The organism is Massilia sp. 2TAF26, from assembly GCF_052115005.1.
Lineage (GTDB): Bacteria > Pseudomonadota > Gammaproteobacteria > Burkholderiales > Burkholderiaceae_D > Telluria.
On record NZ_JBFRFV010000011.1, the window covers coordinates 131,354 to 149,879 of the forward strand.

20 protein-coding genes are annotated in these 18,526 nt (G+C 69.6%); 2 read left to right on the forward strand and 18 right to left on the reverse strand.

What is annotated here, in order from left to right:
- Positions 1-27: 27 nt before the first annotated feature.
- From AB4Z32_RS13980 to AB4Z32_RS14045, 14 genes are all read right to left on the reverse strand, one after another.
- Positions 28-891, reverse strand: a complete 864-nt coding sequence (locus tag AB4Z32_RS13980) for a helix-turn-helix domain-containing protein (protein WP_442122455.1) — start codon at positions 889-891, stop codon at positions 28-30.
- A complete protein-coding gene (locus tag AB4Z32_RS13985) occupies positions 888-1,196 on the reverse strand; it encodes an alpha/beta fold hydrolase (RefSeq protein ID WP_442122456.1) in 309 nt (102 codons plus the stop codon). The genes AB4Z32_RS13980 and AB4Z32_RS13985 overlap by 4 nt, the downstream gene beginning before the upstream one ends.
- Positions 1,183-1,545, reverse strand: coding sequence for an alpha/beta fold hydrolase (locus AB4Z32_RS13990; protein ID WP_442122457.1), 363 nt, complete (start codon positions 1,543-1,545; stop codon positions 1,183-1,185). Before AB4Z32_RS13990 ends, AB4Z32_RS13985 begins: the two co-directional genes overlap by 14 nt.
- Before the next feature lie 10 nt (positions 1,546-1,555).
- A complete protein-coding gene (locus AB4Z32_RS13995; RefSeq protein WP_442122458.1) occupies positions 1,556-1,924 on the reverse strand; it encodes a nuclear transport factor 2 family protein in 369 nt (122 codons plus the stop codon).
- A 64-nt stretch (positions 1,925-1,988) separates the two neighbouring features.
- A complete protein-coding gene (mnhG, locus tag AB4Z32_RS14000; protein WP_442122459.1) occupies positions 1,989-2,420 on the reverse strand; it encodes a monovalent cation/H(+) antiporter subunit G in 432 nt (143 codons plus the stop codon).
- A complete protein-coding gene (locus tag AB4Z32_RS14005; RefSeq protein WP_442122460.1) occupies positions 2,417-2,695 on the reverse strand; it encodes a K+/H+ antiporter subunit F in 279 nt (92 codons plus the stop codon). The genes mnhG and AB4Z32_RS14005 overlap by 4 nt, the downstream gene beginning before the upstream one ends.
- Complete coding sequence (locus AB4Z32_RS14010; protein ID WP_442122461.1) at positions 2,679-3,206, reverse strand: Na+/H+ antiporter subunit E; 528 nt, start codon at positions 3,204-3,206, stop codon at positions 2,679-2,681. The genes AB4Z32_RS14005 and AB4Z32_RS14010 overlap by 17 nt, the downstream gene beginning before the upstream one ends.
- Complete coding sequence (locus AB4Z32_RS14015) at positions 3,203-4,822, reverse strand: monovalent cation/H+ antiporter subunit D (RefSeq protein ID WP_442122462.1); 1,620 nt, start codon at positions 4,820-4,822, stop codon at positions 3,203-3,205. The genes AB4Z32_RS14010 and AB4Z32_RS14015 overlap by 4 nt, the downstream gene beginning before the upstream one ends.
- On the reverse strand, positions 4,819-5,175 hold the full coding sequence (locus tag AB4Z32_RS14020) for a Na+/H+ antiporter subunit C (RefSeq protein WP_442122463.1): 357 nt from the start codon (positions 5,173-5,175) through the stop codon (positions 4,819-4,821). The genes AB4Z32_RS14015 and AB4Z32_RS14020 overlap by 4 nt, the downstream gene beginning before the upstream one ends.
- The gene (locus AB4Z32_RS14025; RefSeq protein WP_442122464.1) at positions 5,175-8,111 is read right to left on the reverse strand and encodes a monovalent cation/H+ antiporter subunit A; all 2,937 of its coding nucleotides are present in this window, start codon (positions 8,109-8,111) and stop codon (positions 5,175-5,177) included. The genes AB4Z32_RS14020 and AB4Z32_RS14025 overlap by 1 nt, the downstream gene beginning before the upstream one ends.
- A 77-nt stretch (positions 8,112-8,188) precedes the next feature.
- The gene (locus AB4Z32_RS14030; protein WP_442122465.1) at positions 8,189-8,860 is read right to left on the reverse strand and encodes a PRC-barrel domain-containing protein; all 672 of its coding nucleotides are present in this window, start codon (positions 8,858-8,860) and stop codon (positions 8,189-8,191) included.
- Positions 8,861-8,973: 113 nt separating this feature from the next.
- A complete protein-coding gene (locus tag AB4Z32_RS14035) occupies positions 8,974-9,777 on the reverse strand; it encodes an SDR family oxidoreductase (protein WP_442122466.1) in 804 nt (267 codons plus the stop codon).
- Positions 9,778-9,862: 85 nt separating this feature from the next.
- The gene (gene yghU / locus AB4Z32_RS14040; protein ID WP_442122467.1) at positions 9,863-10,717 is read right to left on the reverse strand and encodes a glutathione-dependent disulfide-bond oxidoreductase; all 855 of its coding nucleotides are present in this window, start codon (positions 10,715-10,717) and stop codon (positions 9,863-9,865) included.
- A gap of 72 nt (positions 10,718-10,789) precedes the next feature.
- Positions 10,790-11,707: a LysR substrate-binding domain-containing protein gene (locus AB4Z32_RS14045; protein WP_442122483.1), complete on the reverse strand. Its 918-nt coding sequence runs from the start codon at positions 11,705-11,707 to the stop codon at positions 10,790-10,792.
- 99 nt (positions 11,708-11,806) lie between these two features.
- Between AB4Z32_RS14045 and AB4Z32_RS14050 the strand changes: the two genes are divergently transcribed.
- Together AB4Z32_RS14050 and AB4Z32_RS14055 are read left to right on the forward strand one after the other, a co-directional pair.
- Complete coding sequence (locus tag AB4Z32_RS14050; RefSeq protein WP_442122468.1) at positions 11,807-12,601, forward strand: SDR family NAD(P)-dependent oxidoreductase; 795 nt, start codon at positions 11,807-11,809, stop codon at positions 12,599-12,601.
- A gap of 18 nt (positions 12,602-12,619) precedes the next feature.
- Positions 12,620-13,813, forward strand: a complete 1,194-nt coding sequence (locus AB4Z32_RS14055) for an L-dopachrome tautomerase-related protein (RefSeq protein WP_442122469.1) — start codon at positions 12,620-12,622, stop codon at positions 13,811-13,813.
- A 10-nt stretch (positions 13,814-13,823) separates the two neighbouring features.
- Here AB4Z32_RS14055 and AB4Z32_RS14060 read toward each other — a convergent pair whose 3' ends face one another.
- The 4 genes from AB4Z32_RS14060 to AB4Z32_RS14075 form a co-directional block, all read right to left on the reverse strand.
- Entirely contained in the window at positions 13,824-14,168 is a 345-nt protein-coding gene (locus AB4Z32_RS14060) for a TfoX/Sxy family protein (RefSeq protein WP_442122470.1), read from the reverse strand.
- 49 nt (positions 14,169-14,217) lie between these two features.
- Positions 14,218-15,216, reverse strand: a complete 999-nt coding sequence (locus AB4Z32_RS14065; RefSeq protein ID WP_442122471.1) for an aldo/keto reductase — start codon at positions 15,214-15,216, stop codon at positions 14,218-14,220.
- Positions 15,217-15,289: 73 nt separating this feature from the next.
- Positions 15,290-15,616: a hypothetical protein gene (locus AB4Z32_RS14070; RefSeq protein ID WP_442122472.1), complete on the reverse strand. Its 327-nt coding sequence runs from the start codon at positions 15,614-15,616 to the stop codon at positions 15,290-15,292.
- Between the two features lie 9 nt (positions 15,617-15,625).
- The gene (locus AB4Z32_RS14075) at positions 15,626-18,523 is read right to left on the reverse strand and encodes an Hsp70 family protein (protein WP_442122473.1); all 2,898 of its coding nucleotides are present in this window, start codon (positions 18,521-18,523) and stop codon (positions 15,626-15,628) included.
- Between the last annotated feature and the right edge of the window lie 3 nt (positions 18,524-18,526).

Below are 18,526 nucleotides of genomic sequence, written 5' to 3' on the forward strand. Positions count from 1 at the left end.
GCGAGTTGCAGCGCCTCCGTGGCCTGTCTAGCCGCCGAAGCGCTCCCGGAACCAGGCCGCCGTCTCCGGATCCGCCGGAAAGAAGGACTCCAGCCGCAGCTCGTGCACCGTCACGTCGTGCGGCGTGCCGAGCGTGGTGATGGTGGTGAACAGGTTCAGGCAGATGTCGTCGCGGGCGATCTGCAGGGGCAGGAAGGGCAGCGCCCTCCGCTCCAGGTTGGGCAGGTGGCCGGCCGAGGGCATGCCGGGCAGGATGGAGAGTTCCGCCAGCAGGGCGGTCGCTTCGCTGCCCGGGCCGTCGGCCATGGCTTCGCGCTGGATCCACAGCAGGCTGTCGGCGCACACCGCTTCCCAGTTGAGGAGGTGGCGGCGCAGGCCGTCGGGGCTCAGCATCAGGCGCAGCACGTTGACCGAACCGTCGCGCGGGATGACCGCTTCTTCCGGCATGCCGAGCAGCCACTTCATCATGCCGGCGGCGGGCTCGTTGAACATCACGAGGTTCCACAGGCGGTCGACCACCAGCGCCGGAAAGGGGGCCTGCTGGCGCAGCATGAATTCGAGGGCCTGCATCACGCTCGCCAGCTCGGGGTCGGACAGGCTGCGTTCCTGGTAGGCCGGCGCGAAACCGGCGGCCAGCAGCATTGCATTGCGCTGCCGGAGCGGGACGTCGAGCGCGATGCCGAGCTTCAGGATCAGGTCGCGGCTGGGCTGGGAGCGGCCGCTCTCCAGGAAACTCAGGTGGCGCTGCGAGACCCCGCTGTCGGTCGACAGCCGCAGCTGGCTGACGCCGCGCCGGGTGCGCCAGTAGCGCAGCGCGGACGCGAAGTCGCTGAAGTATGTCGACTCCGCCCCGGTGCCGGCGCCTTCGATGTTTGCTGTGGCTGTGCTCATCCTCGCTCCTGTCGGTCGCGCCCAATGTAACCGGGCTCGGAAATGAACTCAAGCAGATCGGTGTTCACCCGCTCGACATGGGTCACGAACATGCCGTGGGCCGCGCCTTCGATCACCCGCAGGCGCACGTCCGGGACCAGGGCGGCGCTGCGGCGCGCGGTCAGGTCGAGCGGCGCCGAGACGTCCCGATCTCCCGCAATGATCAGCACCGGCACGTCGATGGCGCGCAGCTCGTCCACCATGTCGGCGCCCTGGACCGCGGCGTGGCAGTCGTGCAGGGCCTGCAGCGAATTATCGAGGGCCATCGCGGCCAGCCAGGCCCTGGTCGTCGCGTTCGCGCCCGGCACGAAAGGCTCGATGTTCTCCTCGATCCACAACGGGTAGTCGCGCAGCAGCTGCCGGCTGCGGAACTGCTCGAGCAGCGCCGGATCGACCCCGCCCGTGGCCGCGGCGGTCGAAGGCGACGCAGCGCAGGCCGCGGCGCTGCAGGGCCATCATCTGGTAGCCCCAGGAGCTTGATGCCATCGACCAGCCGCCGACGAAGAGGACGGGCTGGGCTTGCGCGCGGCTGCCGGGCCAGTCGCGGTAGAACAGCTGGACCCCATCCGCGGTGGCGATGGTGTTGGGGCCGGCAATGCGTGCATGGGGGCTCATGGTGGTCTCCTCAGACGGCGTCGAGGAAGCCGGTGACCTTGAGCAGGCGGCCGCGCCCGTCGATGTAGGCGACGTCGCTGCCCCTGGCCACCGGCGCGGCGCCGTCGGCGGCCAGCGTCCACGAGAAGCGCACCACGTTGTCGTGGCCGTCCGGCGCGCCGTGCAGGCTGAAACGCAGGCCGGGGAACTGGCGCTGGGCGGTGGCGATCATGCTGTCGATGCCGTCGATGCCGCTGCCGTGCATCATCGGGTCGGCATAGGTGGCGTCGGCGGCGAACAGCTGGGCGACGCGGGCGCGGCGGGTGATGTCGTCGCGTTCGTTCCAGACGGCGAGGTAGCGGTCGGCGATGATGGTGGCCTGGGTGGCTGCGTGGTTCATGGCGATCTCCTTGTGGCGGGTGGTTGATGGAGACCAGTGTGCCGGGCAGCGTGCCGCGTGGCGATTACCTCCCAGGTAATGGCGGACCCGCATCCGGGGACGGCGGCGGCGGGGCGGCCAGTTGCTGCGCAGGGGCGACAGCGTACACCTTGCCGGCTTCCACGCCGGAGTCCTGGCGGCGCGCGCGCAGGTCGCGGTAGACGGCGGCGCGCATCAGCATCATCGAGACCACCGGCGCCGTCATCAAGAGGAAGGCGGCGATGATCAGTTCGTGCATCACCAGGCGCGATTGCGCGGCCGTGAAGTACAGCATCGACGCCAGCAGCACGGAGCCGGCGCCGAGCGTGATCGTGATCGCCGGCCCGTGGATGCGCTGGTAGAAGGTGCGCAGGCGCAGCAGGCCGAGGGCGCCGATCAGGGTGATGCTGGCGCCCAGGACCAGCAGCAGCGCGGCGCCCGCCAGTGCCCAGGAAGGGGGCTGTTCCAGGCCGCTCATTCGATGATCTCCCCGCGCATCAGGAACTTGGCCAGGGCGACGGTCGAGACGAAGCCCAGCAGCGCGATCAGCATCGCCGCTTCGAAGTACACCTGGGAGCCGTAGCGGATGCCGAGCACCAGCGCCAGCAGCATCCCGCACATCCACAAGGTGTCGAGCGCCAGCGCGCGGTCGTGGGCCGAGGGACCGGCCAGCAGGCGCACGGTACACAGCAGCATGGCCGCCAGCACGCACACGAGCGCATAGCCGACCGCCAGTTCAAACAGGGTCGCCACGGGAAGCCTCCGTTTCAAAGATGTCGATCAGGGGTTGTTCGTAACGGGTCTTGATGGTGGCTATCCACCATTGCGTGTCCTTCAGGTCGAACACGTGCAGCGCGAGTTCGTGGCGCTCGGGCAGGATCTCGACCCAGACCGTACCGGGCGTCATGTTGATCAGGCAGGACAGGGCCGCCAGGCCGTAGGGATCGCGCAGGGTCAGCTGCACCCGGATGAACTGCGAATTGACCCGCGTGTAATCGGCGAACAGGATGATCCGGCACACCGCGAAGCAGGAGCGCACCACTTCCACCGAAGCCATGGCCAGCAGGCGCACCAGGGATCGCCACTGCGCCGCCGTGCGCATGCGCGGGTAGCCGAGTGGCTGCAGCTTGCGGCTCAGGAGCGGCGCGGCGATGCCGATGGCGGCACCCAGCAAAAGGTGGGCCGGGTGCACGGTCTGGTTCAGCAGCAGCCACAGGGCGCACAGGGCCAGCGAGACGAAGGGGAAGGGCAGCCAGCGCCTCATTTCGCCTCCACCGCGGATGCCACCGGCGGCTGGCCCAGCACCCGGGCGATGTAGTCCGCCGGCCGGTGGATGCCTTCGCTGGTGCGGCCCAGGTAGCCGAAGATCGGTCCGGCTTCGACCGTCATGAAGACCGTCAGCCCGAGCAGGAAGACCACCGGCAGGACTTCCGAGCGCTGCAGCCTGGGCGGCGCATCGACCCTGCTGGCCCAGAAGGTGCGTACGCCGAAGCGCATCATCGAGAGCACCGCCACCAGGCCGGCCGCGATGATCAGGGTCATCAGCGCCCAGCCGGCGGCCGGAATGGGGCCGTCCGGTGGATTCAGCAGCGCGTGGAAGAGGCTGAACTTGGCGACGAAGCCGGACAGCGGCGGCAGGCCGGCGATCACCAGCGCGCAGGCGGCGAAGGAGAGCCCCAGGAAGGCCATCGCGGCCGGCACGCCGCGCCCCTCCGGCTCGTCCGGCTTGTCCTCGACCGCCCAGACCTCCATCGTCAATGCCAGCATCGCCGCGCGCGGGGTGCGGATCCGTTCGATCAGTTCGATCAGCAGCAGGAAGGCGGCGATCGCGAGCGTCGAGCCGGCCAGGTAGTACAGCCCGGTCGCCACCAGCGAGGCCTGGCCGTAGCCGATCACCGCCAGCAGCGTCCCCGACGAGACGATGGCGCCATAGCCGGCCAGGCGCCCGGCGCTGTCCGTGGACAGCATGCCGGCGGCGCCGAACACGATGGTGGCCATGCCGCCCCACAGCAGCGCAGGGTAGCCGAAATTCGAGCCGAAGCCGGCCGCCGCGCCTTCGGCTATCGGGAACAGCAGCAGCCACAGGCGCAGGATGGCGTAGGCGCCGACCTTGGTCATCAGCACCAGCATCGCCGCCACCGGGGGCGAGGCGGCGGCATAGGTGGTCGGCAGCCAGAAGCCGAGCGGCCACATCGCGCTCTTGATCAGGAAGGCCAGCGCCAGCACGGTTGCCCCGAGCTCGAGCAGGCCGCGGTCCGCGGGCGGCATGGCGGCCACGCGGGCGGCCAGGTCGGCCATGTTCAGGGTGCCGGCGGCGGCATAGATCAGCGCTGCGCCGAGCAGGAACAGCAGCGAGGCGGCCAGGTTGACGGCGATGTACTGCATGCTGGCGCGCAGCCGTTCGGCGTTATACCCGTGCAGCACCAGGCCGTAGGACGCCGCCAGCATCACCTCGAAGAACACGAAGAGGTTGAACAGGTCGTGCGTCAGGAAGGCGCCGTTGATCCCCATCAGCAGGAACTGGAACAGCGTATGGAAGTGCGCTCCGATCCGGCCCCAGCGCTGCCTGGCGAAGTGCAGGGCGGCGAGGCCCAGCAACGCGGTGAGCAGCAGCATCAGCGCAGCCAGGCGGTCGGCCACCAGGGCGATCCCGAACGGCGCCGCCCAGTTGGCGGCCAGGTAGACGCCGATGCCGTCCTCCCAGTAGCCGCCGTCGGCCAACGCGGCCAGCGCCAGCGCCGTCGCCAGCATGCCCAGCACCGAAGCGTAGCCGAGCGCGAACTTGAGCCGGTGCCAGCCCTGGGTCAGCGGCGTCAGCACCGCGCCGCACAGCAGCGGCAGCAGGATCGGCACCAGCAGCAGGTGGTCCAGCGCCTTCATGGCTCGGGCTCCCTGCCGTCGACGTGGTCGGTGCCGGTCAGGCCGCGCGAACCGATCATCACCACCAGGTAGAGCGCGGTGGTGGCGAAGCCGATCACGATCGCGGTCAGCACCAGGGCCTGGGGCAGCGGGTCGGCCAGCGCGGCCGGATCGGGCGCGCTGCCTGCTGGCAGATCGGAAGGAATGAGCGGCGGGCGGTCGATCCACAGCCGGCCCATGACGAAGATGAACAGGTTGACGGCATAGGACATCAGCATCAGCCCGCACAGCACCTGGAAGCTGCGCGGCCGCAGCACCAGCCAGATGCCCGCGCCGAAGACGATGCCGATCGCCAGCGAGATGACGGCTTCCATTACTGGATCTCCTTGGCCGGCGGCAGCGCCGACGGTGCCGCGGCGCGTGCGGCGCCGGGCGGGAGCCGGTGGCTGCGCAGCGACTGGTGGGCCAGCGCCACCAGGATCAGCATGGTCGAGCCGACCACCACCAGGAACACGCCGAGGTCGAACACGAAGGCGCTCGGCACGTGGATCTCGCCCAGCACCGGCAGCGCCAGGTGGGCGGTATGGCTGGTCAGGAAGGGGTAGCCGAGCAGCCAGGCGCCCAGGCCGGTGCCGCAGGCGGTTGCCAGGCCCCAGGCGATCCAGCGGTGCGGACGCAGGCGCAGGTGGGCCTCGACCCATTCGGTGCCGGCCACCATGTACTGCACGATCAGGGCGGTGGCGAAGATCAGGCCGGCGACGAAGCCGCCGCCCGGCAGGCTGTGGCCGCGCATGAAGAAATAGGCGGCGATGGTGCCCATCACCGGCAGCAGCAGCCGCATGTAGACGGCGGGGATCATCAGGTAGCCGCCGGCGGCCTGCAGCGCCGGCGGCTGGCGCACCGCCGGGTCGGCGTCGTTGGCCTGCTGCAGCGGGATCGCCACGCTCTCGGGCGCCGGCCGGAAGCGCCGCAGCAGCGCGTACACGGTCAGCGCCACCGCGCCCAGCACGGTGATCTCGCCCATCGTGTCGAAGCCGCGGAAGTCGACCAGCAGCACGTTCACCACGTTGGCCCCGCCGCCTTCCGGCAGCGCGCGCAGCACGTAGAAATCGCTGATGCTGCGGCCGCCGGGGCGGGTCAGCACGAGGTGGCTGAGGGCCGCCAGTCCGAGGCCGCCGGCCAGCGCCAGCAGCAGGTCGCGCGCGCGGCGGAACTGGGTGGAGGCCGGCGGCCGCGCCAGCAGGCCGGGCGGGGCCCGGCGCAGCGGCAGCCAGCGCAGGCCGAGCAGGATCAGCACCGTGGTGACGGTTTCCACCATCAGCTGGGTCAGCGCCAGGTCCGGCGCCGACAGCCACAGGAAGCTGATGCTGGTGGCGATGCCGGTGCCGCCGACCATGATCAGTGCCGCCAGCCGGTGGTACTTGGCCTTCCAGGCCGCCGCCACCGCGCAGGCGGCGCCGATCAGCCACAGCAGCGAGAAGCGCGGGTCGAAGTCGCCCAGGTCCGGCGGGTTCCAGGCCGGCAGCGGCCGGGCCAGCAGCAGCGGCGCGGCCACCAGCATGAACACGATGACCCGGAACTGCGGCTGCAGGCGGCGGGTGGCGGTCCAGCGGATCAGCCAGGCGGCCGCAAGGCTGAGCCACTGCATGATGTTCTCGTAGGCCTGGGCGCCCTTCAGGTGGTGCAGCACCGGCACGTCGGTGCGCTGGCGCAGGTTGGCGCGGCGGCGCAGGAAGACGTAGAATACGCAGCCCCCGGCCAGGGCGACAAAGCTCATCAGCAGCGGCAGGTTGAAGCCATGCCAGATGGCGAGGTCGTATTCCGGCATGTTCGGCCCCAGCACCGCGCGGGTGGCCACCGCCAGCACGGCGCCGACCGTGCGCGCCGGCAGCACGCCGACGGCAATGCACAGCAGGACCAGGCACTCGACCGGGAAACGCATCCAGCGCGGCGGCTCGTGGATCTGGTGGGCCGGGCGGTTCGGGATGTCATGCGCGAGCGGGCCGAAGAACACGCCGATGAAACGCAGCGAGTAGGCGACGCTGAAGATCCCCATCAGGGTGGCCGCCACCGCCATCGACCAGTCCTCGGTGCCGCCGGCCAGCGCCGCCTCGGCAAAGAACATCTCCTTCGACAGGAAGCCGTTCAGCAGCGGCACCCCGGCCATGGCGGCGCTGGCGACCACGGCCAGCGCTGCCGTGAACGGCATGACCTTCCCGAGCCCGCGCAGGATGCGCATGTCGCGGGTGCCGGTCTCGTGGTCGATGATGCCGACCGCCATGAACAGCGACGCCTTGAACACCGCATGGTTCATGGTGTGGAAGATCGCCGCCACCACCGACAGCTGGGTGCCGATGCCCAGCAGGACGGTGATCAGGCCCAGGTGGCTGATGGTCGAATACGCCAGCAGGCCTTTCATGTCGTGCTGGAAGATGGCGTAGAAGGCCCCCAGCAGCAGGGTGCAGACGCCGGCGCCGCCGACGATCCAGGTCCATTCCTGGGTGCCCGAGAGTACCGGCCACAGGCGCATCAGCAGGAACACGCCGGCCTTGACCATGGTCGCGGAATGCAGGTAGGCCGAGACCGGGGTCGGCGCGGCCATCGCGTGCGGCAGCCAGAAATGGAAGGGGAACTGCGCGCTCTTGGTCAGCGCGCCGAGCGCGATCAGCACCAGCGCGGTCGGGTAGAGACGGTGGGCCTGGATCCGGTCGGCCGCCTTCAGCACCGCATCGAGCTCGTAGCTGCCGGCCATGTGGCCGAGCGTCAGCATGCCGGCCAGCAGGCACAGCCCGCCCGCCGTGGTCACGGTAAAGGCCATGCGGGCGCCGCGCCGCGCATCGTTACGCTGGTGCCAGTAGCCGATCAGGAGGAAGGACGTGAGGCTGGTCAGCTCCCAGAACACGACCAGCTGGATGATATTGCCGGACAAGACCACGCCCAGCATCGAGCCCATGAAGGCCAGCATGTAGGCGAAGAAGCGGCCCAGCGGATCGCTGCGCGACATGTAGTAGCGCGCATAGACCAGCACCAGCAGGCCGACGCCCAGCACGATCACGCTGAACAGCCAGGCCAGCCCGTCCATCCGCCAGACGAGGTCGAGGCCGGCCTCGGGCAGCCAGGCGGCGCGCGCACGCAGGACCTCGCCGGTGCGGACTTGCCCGAACCGGGAAACGGCCAGCAGCAGCGCGGCCAGGGTCGCCAGCCCGGCCACCGCCGCCGGGCGCGTGCGCGAGCCTTCCGGCATGCACACGGCCACGAAGGCGCCGATGAACGGAAGCAGGACCAGGAGGGACAGCGGCCACATCGGCATCAGCGCTGGCCCGGCAAGTTGTGATGGTTGAAGTCGTCTCGCATTCCGTTTCGCAAAGTGGCTCCTGACGACGGGCCTCAGCCGATATTGCTGCCGCGGATGTGGCTCAGGTCGTCGTCGCCGCCCTGATTGCCGGCGCGCGGATCGGTGCTGATGCCGCTGCCCGAGCCGAGGTCGCCGCCACCCGCGCCGCCGCCCACGCCCGAGGCCACGCCCGCGCCGGTCTGGACGCCGCCCGCATGGCCGGCGCCCAGGCCGCCCATGCCCGCGCCCATGCCGGACACCGAGCCGGCGCCGCCCGGCATGCCGCGCATCGCCACGTCAGGACCCATGCTCGGCGGGCCGCCGCGGTCCGGGTCGGTGCCGTAGAAGCTGTGGACCTGGCTGGCCCACTGGACGTCGGCCATGTCGGGCCAGGCATCCTTGTCGAAGCCCGGGGCGGTTTTCAGGCGCTCCTTCTCGACGTCGAGCACGAAGCGGTGGTTGACGGTGTCCAGGTGCAGGGCCTGCCAGGGCACGGCGAACAGCTTCTCGCCCATGCCGAGGAAGCCGCCGAAGGCCAGCACGGCGTAGGCGACCTGGCCGGTGTTCATGTCGAGCATGATCTCCTTGATGTCGCCCAGATCCTCGTTGGCGCCGTTGACGACGCCGTCGCCGAGCAGGGTGTCCGCCCCCATCAGGGCGGGGCCGGGACCGGCGTGGCCGGTGTCCTTGTACATGCCGTATTTGTCGCGGTCTGCATAACTCATGACGGTTCTCCTGCTGGTATTGGGTTGGTGTCGGTGCAACCCGGTCAGGGTAAAAGGCGCGTACCCCGCGCGTTTGATGACGATCAATTGTGCCGGCTGCTCTCCTCTGGCGGTCAGGGATTCCCCGCGCCGCCGGCCACCCCGTACACCTGGCCGGTGGTGTAGCTGGCGTCGGCGGCAGCCAGCGCGACATAGGCCGGCGCCAGTTCGGCCGGCTGGGCCGGACGCTTCATCGGCGAATCGTCGCCGAACTTCTCCAGCTTGCCCTGGGTCTGGCCGCCGCTCACCTGCAGCGGCGTCCAGACCGGCCCGGGCGCCACCGCGTTCACGCGGATGCCCTTGTCCGCCAGCTGCTTGGCCAGCGATTTCGTGAAGGCCACCCGGGCCGCCTTGGTTTGCGAATAGGCCAGCAGGTTGGGCGAGGGGTCGTAAGCCTGCACCGACGCCGTGGTGATGATGCTGGCGCCCGGCGGCAGGTGCGGCAGCGCCGCCCTGGTGATCCGGAACAGGGCGTACAGATTGGTCTTGAAATGCCAGTCCAGCTCCATCGTGGTGAGCTCGAGGATGGAATCGATCGACTGCTGGCGCGCCGCATTGTCGACCAGGATGTCGAGCCCGCCCAGCTGGTGCACGGCCTGCTCCACCATCTTCTTGCAGAAGGCTTCGTCGCGGATGTCGCCCGGCAGCGCGACGGCATTGCGGCCGGCCAGGCCGGGCCAGTCCTGCTTCTGGCGCGGGAAGGGCGGACCGGGATAGGGAGGCGGCGTCAGGGAACGGGCAGCGACCGGCGCTGCCTGGGCGCCGGGCTGGGCCTGGGCCAGTGCCGGCGCCGCGGCGAGGCCGGCGGCCATGGTGCCTACGAAGCGGCGGCGCGAGGGCTGGACCCCGCGCCCGTCCTTGCGGTCGGAATCGTCCATGAGGGTTCGTCCATGCGGCTGGAAACTGAACAGATACTAGCCGCAAACGGCCTCGAGGCGCGTCCGATAGACCTCAGGCAAGAAATCAGTCGAGATCGGCGGCGTCGTGGCGCTCGGCCACCTGTTCCTCGGGCTTGCCGCGCACGCGGTTGACCTTGCGGCCGCGGATCACGGCCGGGCGCGCGCCGACCTCGTCGGCCCAGCGCCGCACCTGCTGGTAGTTGTGCACGGACAGGAATTCGGCCGCCTCGTACAGCTCGCCCATCACCATGCCGCCATACCAGGGCCAGATCGCCATGTCGGCAATCGTGTACTCGTCGCCGGCGACGAAGCGGCGCTCGGCCAGCAGGCGGTCGAGCACGTCGAGCTGGCGCTTGGTTTCCATCGCATAGCGGTTGATCGGATACTCCAGCTTTTCCGGCGCATAGGCGTAGAAGTGGCCGAAGCCGCCGCCCACGAAAGGCGCGGAACCCATCTGCCACATCAGCCAGTTGAAGGTCTCGGCGCGGGCCGGCAATTCCTTCGGCAGGAAGGCGTCGAATTTTTCCGCCAGGTAGACCAGGATTGAGCCGGATTCGAACACGCGCACGGGTTTGTCGCCGCTGCGGTCGACCAGGGCCGGGATCTTCGAGTTCGGGTTGATCTCGACGAAGCCGCTGCCGAACTGGGCGCCCTCGTTGATCTTGATGAGCCAGGCGTCGTATTCGGCGCCGGCGTGGCCGGCGGCCAGCAGCTCCTCGAGCATGATCGTGACCTTCTGGCCGTTCGGCGTACCCAGCGAATACAGCTGCAGCGGATGCTTGCCGACCGGCAGCTCCTGCTCATGGGTGGCGCCGGCGATCGGGCGGTTGATGTTGGCGAAGGCGCCGCCCGATTGTGTGGCGGGCGACCAGACCCGTGGCGGGACGTAGGTCGAGAAGGGGTTCGAGCTGCTGGTCATCGATTTCTCCTTGTTTGCGTGCTATCGAGGAGGACGATGATGCCGCAAATCGGGCGAGTTTGCCGACAATGGCTACGGTGCGGGACCGGAGCCGTCCGCGCCCGTCAGGATGGCGATCATGGCGCGGGTGGCGGCCGACTGGCGCCGGTGCGGCGCGTACACGACCGAGAAGGGACGGGAGCGGCCGCGCAGTTGCGGCAGCAGTTCCACCAGGCGTCCGCTCTCCAGGTGCGGGGCCACGATGAAGTCATAGCTCTGGGCGATGCCGATGCCCGCCACCGCCAGCGACACCACGCCCAGCACGTCGTCCGACACCGCGATGGTGGACGGCGCCGTCCACTCGATGTCCCGGCCGCCATCCCTGAACACCCATGGCGCGATGCGGCCGGTGCGCGGCAGGATGAAGGGCAGGCAGGCGTGCCCTTGCAGCGCGCCCAGGGTCTGGGGCGTCCCCGCGCGGCGCAGGTAGTCCGGCGAGGCTACCAGGCATAGCGGCTCGTCCGCCAGCTTGCGCGCCACCAGGCCGCTGTCCGGCAGGTGGCCGAGCCGGATCGCCAGGTCGAAGCCCTCGGCGACCAGGTCCACATTGCGGTTCGTGATGTTCAGCTCGACCCGCACCTGCGGATAGGCGCGCGTGAAACGGGCCAGCAGCGCCGGCAGGCGGTGATGGCCCCAGGTGGTGGGCACGCTCATGCGCACCCGGCCCGTCATGGCGTCGGCCTGGCCCTGGATCTCGCGCTCGGCGTCGCCCAGCAACGTGAAGGCGGCGCGCGCCTGCTCCAGGTATTGGCGGCCGGCCTCGGTCAAGGTCACCTTGCGGGTCGAGCGGCGCAGCAGCTGTCCGCCGAGCCGGTGTTCCAGCCGCGTCACGGCACGGCTCAGTACCGAGGCCGTGGTCGACAGGGCCACGGCGCCGGCCGTGAACGAGCCGTGATCGGCCACCGCGAGAAAGGCTTCGAGGTCGTCCAGGTAATCGAATTGGCGGCTGATTTTATCCTCCTGAGAACAAATACTTTGCTTTTTGCGTAGTTTATCTCGCCTACGGGTGGGAATAAAGTGGTGGACCTGAACACAGCATTGGAGAAGCACATGGATCTGCAATTGAATGGCAAGACCGCTCTCGTGACGGGAGCGACCGCCGGTATCGGCCTGGCCATTGCCCGCACGCTGGCGAAGGAAGGGGTGAAGGTCAGCATAACCGGACGCAGCCAGGACAAGCTCGATGCCGCGGCGGCGCAGATCGGCGCCGCCGCACCCGGCGCCACGGTCACGACCCTGGTGGCCGATCTCGCTACCGCCGAGGGCGTGCTGGCATTGACTGCCGCCCTGCCGGACACCGACATCCTGGTCAACAACCTCGGCTATTACGAAGCCAAACCCTTCGCCGAGATCCGCGACGTGGACTGGGAGCGCATGCTCGACCTGAACCTGATGTCGGGCGTGCGCCTGGCACGGCACTACTTCCCGCGCCTGTTGGAAAAGAATTGGGGCAGGGTGATCTTCATCTCGAGTGAAGTAGGCGCCTTCACGCCGCCGGACATGATCCATTACGGCGTCAGCAAGTCGGCCCAGTTGGCGGTGTCGCGCGGCCTGGCCGAACTCACGCGCGGCAGCGGCGTGACCGTGAACAGCGTGCTGCCCGCGGCCACCCGCTCGGACGGCATCGTCGAGTACCTGCGCCAGACCGCGCCGCGTCCCGGCATGAGCGATGCCGAGATCGAAACCCACTTCTTCGATACCTATCGCCCGAGCTCCCTGATCGCACGCATGATCGAGGCCGACGAGGTCGCCGCCATGGTGGCCCTGCTGGCCAGCCCGCTCGGCGCCGCAACGAATGGCGCCGCCGTGCGCGTCGAAGGCGGCAGCTTCCGTTCCATCCTCTAATTCGCAGGAGTCGCCATCATGAAAGCGCATCGCTTTTTCCTGGCCGCCTATGCCGCGGCCACCACCCTGTTCCTGTCCGGCGCCGCAAGCGCGGCCGACCGGCCCGCACTCGAGCGCTGGCGCAGCTACGCCGGCGTGAGCTGGGACGCCGCCGCGGGCGGCCGCGACCGCGCTCCCTTCGCCGGTTCGGTCGGCGCCCCCATCGCCGGCATCCATTTCGACGCACACGGACGCGCTTTCGTCAGCACGCCGCGCCTGGTATCGGCCGACAGCCCGGCCACCCTGAGCATCCTGGATACGGGCGCCGCCACCGGGCCGGCGCGGCTGACGGCCTTCCCCTCGGCCGCGGCGAATGCGGTATCCGGTGCGCCCGACAGTCACTTGCGTAACGTGCTCGGCTTTTACATCGATAAACGCAATGGCTGGCTGTGGGCGCTCGACCAGGGCTTCGTCGCCGGCGAGGCGAGCGCACCCAAGGGTGGGCAGAAGATCATGGTGTTCGAGCTATATACCGGGAAGCTCGTCAAGACCATTACGCTGGACGCGGTGGCGGACCGCAAAGGCAGCTTCCTGAACGACATCGTGGTCGATGAAGCGCGCAGGATCGCCTACGTCTCGGACAGCGGCCTGCGCAGCGCGCCGGCCAACCAGGCCGGCCTGATCGTCGTCGACTTCGGCACTGGCCGCGCGCGCCGCCTGCTCGACCGGCATGCCAGCCTGATGCCGCAGCCCGGCGTGAAGGTGATGTCGCATGGCGAAGAGGTATGGCCCGGCAAGCCCCTGGTGCTGGGAGTGAACGGCATCGCGCTGTCGCCGGACGGGCAGACCCTGTACTGGACCGTCACCACCGGCACCCATGCCTACGCCATGCCGACCGCCCTGTTGCGCGACCCGCGCGCCGGCAAGGCCGCGCTGGCCAGGGCGATACGCGACCTGGGCGAGGTCGGCGGCAATACCGACGGCATCGTCACCGACGCCGAGGGCCGGTTGTGCATCACGGACGTCAGCCGCAACGGCATCGTCGAATACGATCCGCGCACCGGATCGATGGAACTGCTGGCTGCGGACGAGGGCGTGCACTGGCCGGACACGCCGGCGATCGGTCCCGACGGCAGGCTGGTCTTCACCTCCAGCAACCTGAACCGGCATTTCGCCGGCCAGGTCAAGCCGGGCGAGGAGCGCTACGAGCTGTGGCGCGTCAGCCGCAAATAAGGGAACCCGCTCAGCCGGCGACCGCCGTCCTGGCCGGCTTTTTCTTCGGCTTCGGCAGCGGCATCAGCGCCGCCGTTTCCTCGATCAGGCGGCGCAGCAGATCCGGATCGTCGAGCAGCTCGTCGGCGATCGGATAGTCCTTTGTGCCCGGGTAGGGTGGCCCCTGCGGCAGGTCTGGCGCCAGCCTGCCCACAGCCTGCGAAGGCTTGATGAAGAGGCTGTTGTCGCAGGCGAAGGCGACGACTTTCTCGTCCAGGTAGAGCGCGTATTCGCCGAACATCTTCCGGTACGTCATGCGGCTGCCCAGCCTGACGGTTTCGAGAACGTATTCGACGAAGCTCAGCTCAGTTGCCATGTGTACCCTCAAGGATGTCGATACCATGGAGGGTAGCAGATGTTCGATACTAGGTCCTCGCTTTCCGCGGCGGCAGCGGCGCCTCGGGCGGCACCAGCCCCTCGGCGCGCAGCGCTTCCCAGAACGCGGCCGGAATCTCGATGTGCATGAGCGTGGCATTGCGCCGCAGGTGCTCCGGGCTGCTGGCGCCGGGGATGGTCGCAGCCACCACCGGATGGGCGACGCCGAACTGCAGCGCGGCCGCCGGCAGGTCGACGTGATGGCGGCTGGCCACCTGGCGCAGGCGTTCGCGGTGCGCATGCTGCTCCGGCCTGGCCGGCTGGTAGTCGTAATGCTCGCCGCCGGCCAGGAAGCCCGAGTTGAAAGGGCCGCCCAGCACCACGTGGGCGCCGCGCCTGGCGCACAGCGGGAACAGCTCTTGCAACGGCGTGGTTTCCATCAGCGTGTAGCGGCCGGCCAGCAGGAAGATGTCGGGATCGGAATCGCGCAGCGCGCGCAGGCAGGGATCGACCGTGTTCACGCCCAGGCCCCAGGCCTTGATCGAGCCTTCCTCGCGCAGCTTGAGCATGCCTTCGAAGGCGCCGCCCTTGCCGGCGGCGATCCGGTAGTAATGCTCGAATTCTTTCCCGAACATGTCGGGCGAAAGGTCGTGCACGTAGGCGATGTCGATGTGGCCGAGGGCCAGGCGCTGCAGGCTGTCTTCGACCGCACGGCGCACGCCGTCGGCCGTGTAGTCGATCACGCGCTTGAAGGGCAGGGCGCCGACGAAGGGCGCTTCGATTTCGCCGGGCATGTGCGGCGCCAGCAGGCGCCCGACCTTGGTCGACAGCGTGTACTCATGGCGGGGCCGCTTGCGCAGCGCCTGGCCGAAGCGGTGCTCGGACAGGCCGGCGCCGTAGTGGGGCGCGGTGTCGAAGTAGCGGATGCCGGCTTCCCAGGCGGCATCGACGGTGGCGATGGCTGCCGCGTCGCTGGTGGTGTGGTACATGTCGCCCAGCCCGGTGCCGCCCAGGCCCAGGCGCGTGATCGGTTGGTAGCGCTGGTTCACGGTGGATCCTTTCTCATGCTCGGTTGCGGAACATGCTACACCGTGGGGGAGGGCGCACGGTTGAAGAACCGGACTATGCGCGCCGGCGCCGCCACGCCAGGCTGCCGATCTTCGCCACCAGCAACCAGAACAGGCTCGTGAGCCCCAGTCGTGGCCACAGGATGTCATCCTCGCCGGTCAACAGGGACAAGGGATCCCGGGCCACCGAGCCGACCGGCGACACTGCCTGGCTGTCCGCGAGGAAGGGCAGCGGAAAGCCATAGGCGAGCACTGGACAATAGCTTGGGGTGACGACATTGGAACACACCGCGCTGACCCGTCCCGGCACCGCCAGCGAGGAGTAGGTCAGGGTAGCTGCGATCGCGCATGTCGCTGCGACGGTCTTGAAGTGCGAAGCCATTTGTTCGACTCAGCGCAGCAGCTTCAGGCCCGGCGGCAGCGCATCGCCGAACATGCGCGTGGTGCTGGCCTGGTCGAGTTCCACGACCTCGCGCACCATGGCGGCCCAGCTGGCCGGCGCGCCGCTGGCGGCCAGCTTGTGCAGTACCTGCTGGCGCAAGGCCTCGCCAATGTCGCGCGAGCGGTCGCCGGTCTTGCGCGCGATGTGGGCGGCGGCGAAGCCGGCCGGTTCGATGCGCTTCCAGTCGAGCTGCAACAGGATCTCCAGCCAGCGCTCGGCCGCTTCGATGGTCGCGACTTCGTGGGCGCTGGATTGCAACGACTGGCGCGCGCCGACCCTGGCCAGGGCCCAGAGATAGCGCGCATAGGTGGCGGCGGTTTTCGCATCCGGCTTGGGTGCCGGCGGAATCGCCGTGATTCTCCCCAGCATCCAGTCGCCGATCTCGACCTTGTAGGCGGAGGGGATGCGCTCGAGCGAGGCGCCCAGGCGCAGCATGTCGTCCTCGCTGCCGTCGACCAGGGTGACGGGGCGCCTGGCGCGGTCCGCCGGCTCGGCCTGCAGGTTGAAGGCGAAGTCGTCGAGCAGGCGCAGCTGCGCATCAAGGGAGAGTCCGCCGGCGACGCGGCGCCACAAGGTCCACCACTCGGCGCGCACCTGGCTGTCCTTGTGATACTGGACGCCGGTCTCGAACAGGGCCCACAGCTGCTCGATGCGCCATTCGTCGAGCGGGTGGCCGAAGCCGGGACGCAGGCACCAGCCGGCCAGGTTGAGCCAGACCCGTTCGTGTTCGCTTGATCTGCGCCGGCCCTTCGCGCGCTCCATCAGGGCGTCGAACAGGCGGCGCAGCAGCGGCGTCTCCCAGCGTTCGCGGCCGCCCAGCAGGTGTTCGAGGCTGCCGCGCAGCTGGCGTACTTCGCGGCTCTCGACCTGCTGGTTGCGGGCGCCGAAGATGCGGTCGATGCGCTGGATGGCTTCATCGAGTCGCGGCGGCAGGTCGCCGTCCGCGCTGTCGTCGCGGGCCTCGTCTTCCTGCCCGCGCAGCTGGAACTCGAGCTTCCAGCGCTGGCCGCTGCCATCTTCGGCGACGCAATGCACTTCCAGCGTGCCGACCTCCGACAGCGAAGCCGCCAGCTGGACCGGCATCTCAGTCTTCGCGCCCGCGTCCCTTGCGCGCAGCACGGTGGCGATGGCCGGCAGGCGCACGACCTCGAGCGGATCCAGTTCGAGCAGCTCGCCCGGCTGCGGCCGGCTGCCTTGCGGATCGGCGATCGCCGACACCAGGTGGAAGCGCACCGGCCGTCCCAGGCGCAGGCCGAAGCTGCGATCGAGCAGGCGCACTTCGACGCCGGGCTTTTCGCCGCGCGGCAGCAGGCAGACGGCTTTCAATGCGCCGCCGGCCTGGGCACGGGTTTGCAAGTCTTCCAGCAGCAGGAAGTAGCTGCGCGCCGAACCGCTTTCGATGCCCGGGGCCAGGCCCTGGCGCGCCAGCGAATAGGCGACCGCGCCGCGCGCCACGGCGACGTCGGGGTCGGCGTTGTGCAGCACGCGGATGCCGGCGCCGCGCCAGGTGGACAGGGTGTCGGCCAGCCGCCGTGCGAGTGCGGCGCCGCGGAATACGCCGCCGTTCAGCAGCAGCGTGTCCGGGACCGGCATGTCCCGGACCGGCAGGCTGCCGTCGTCGCCGATGCCGAGGGCTTCGCGCGCTGCCCTGGCGTGCTGGCGCAGGAAGTCGGCCAGGTGGCGCGTGATGGCCGCATCGCTGGCATAGGGCAGGCCGAATTCGACGATGCCGGCGCGTGCCCGGTGCGCGCCTTCCCGCGCCTCGTTGAGCGGGAAGAAGCCGTCCAGCACGATGCGCTCGACGTCCTCGCGCGTGAGCGGGGCGCTGCGGCTGGCGCCGATCAGGCGGGCGCCGGCGCCCAGCAGGGTCACGCTCACCTGGTCCGGCGCATCGGGGGCCAGCAACTGTTCCTTGGCCGCGCGGCAGCGTTCGGTCAGCTGGGCCAGGCGGGCGGCGGACAGGCGTGCAGGCTGGCCTTGCTGGCCATCCTGCGCCGCCAGCCTCGATTCGATCAGGTGGGCGAGGGCGAGGTCCATATTGTCCCCGCCCAGGATCAGGTGGTTGCCGACGCCGATACGGGTCAGCCTGGGCGTTCCATCCTCCAGCGCCACCTTGACCAGGCTGAAGTCGGTGGTGCCGCCGCCGACGTCGGCCACCAGCACCAGGCGCGTGTCCGCCAGTTCGGCGGCCAGGGTATCGCGGTGGCGGTGCAGCCAGTCGTACAGGGCGGCCTGCGGCTCTTCCAGCAGGCGCAAGGAGGGCAGGCCGGCCAGGCGCGCCGCTTCCAGCGTGAGCGCGCGCGCGCCCTCGTCGAAGGAGGCGGGTACGGTCAGGACCAGGTCCTGGTTTTCCAGCGGCTGCCGGGGATGGCGTGTATTCCAGGCCGCGCGCAGGTAGGCGAGGTAGCCGGCACTGGCCGCCAAAGGGGAGACCTTGGGCACTTCGTCCGGCGCGCCCCAGGGCAGGATGGGCGCGGTGCGATCGACGCCTTGGTGGGACAGCCAGCTCTTCGCAGATGCAACTAACCGACCAGGAGTGTGGGCGCCCAGCAGGCGGGCAAGCCGGCCGACCACGGCATCCGGCACCCCGGCCGGGTCGGCGGCCTGCCAGGGCAGTTGCAGGGCGCCGGCCGGCAGTTCGCCCGCGGCCGGGTGGTAGCGGCTTGATGCCAGCAGCGGCGCCGCGGCGACTTCGCCCGGCGCCACCAACTGGTCGATGGCAAAGGTGTCGACCTGCTGCGTTCCAGGTGCCGCATAGGCCAGCACCGTATTGGTGGTCCCCAGGTCGATGCCGACCAGCCAGGCCGGCGCTGCCGCCGATGTGCCCACGGCGCCGTTCACACTCACCTT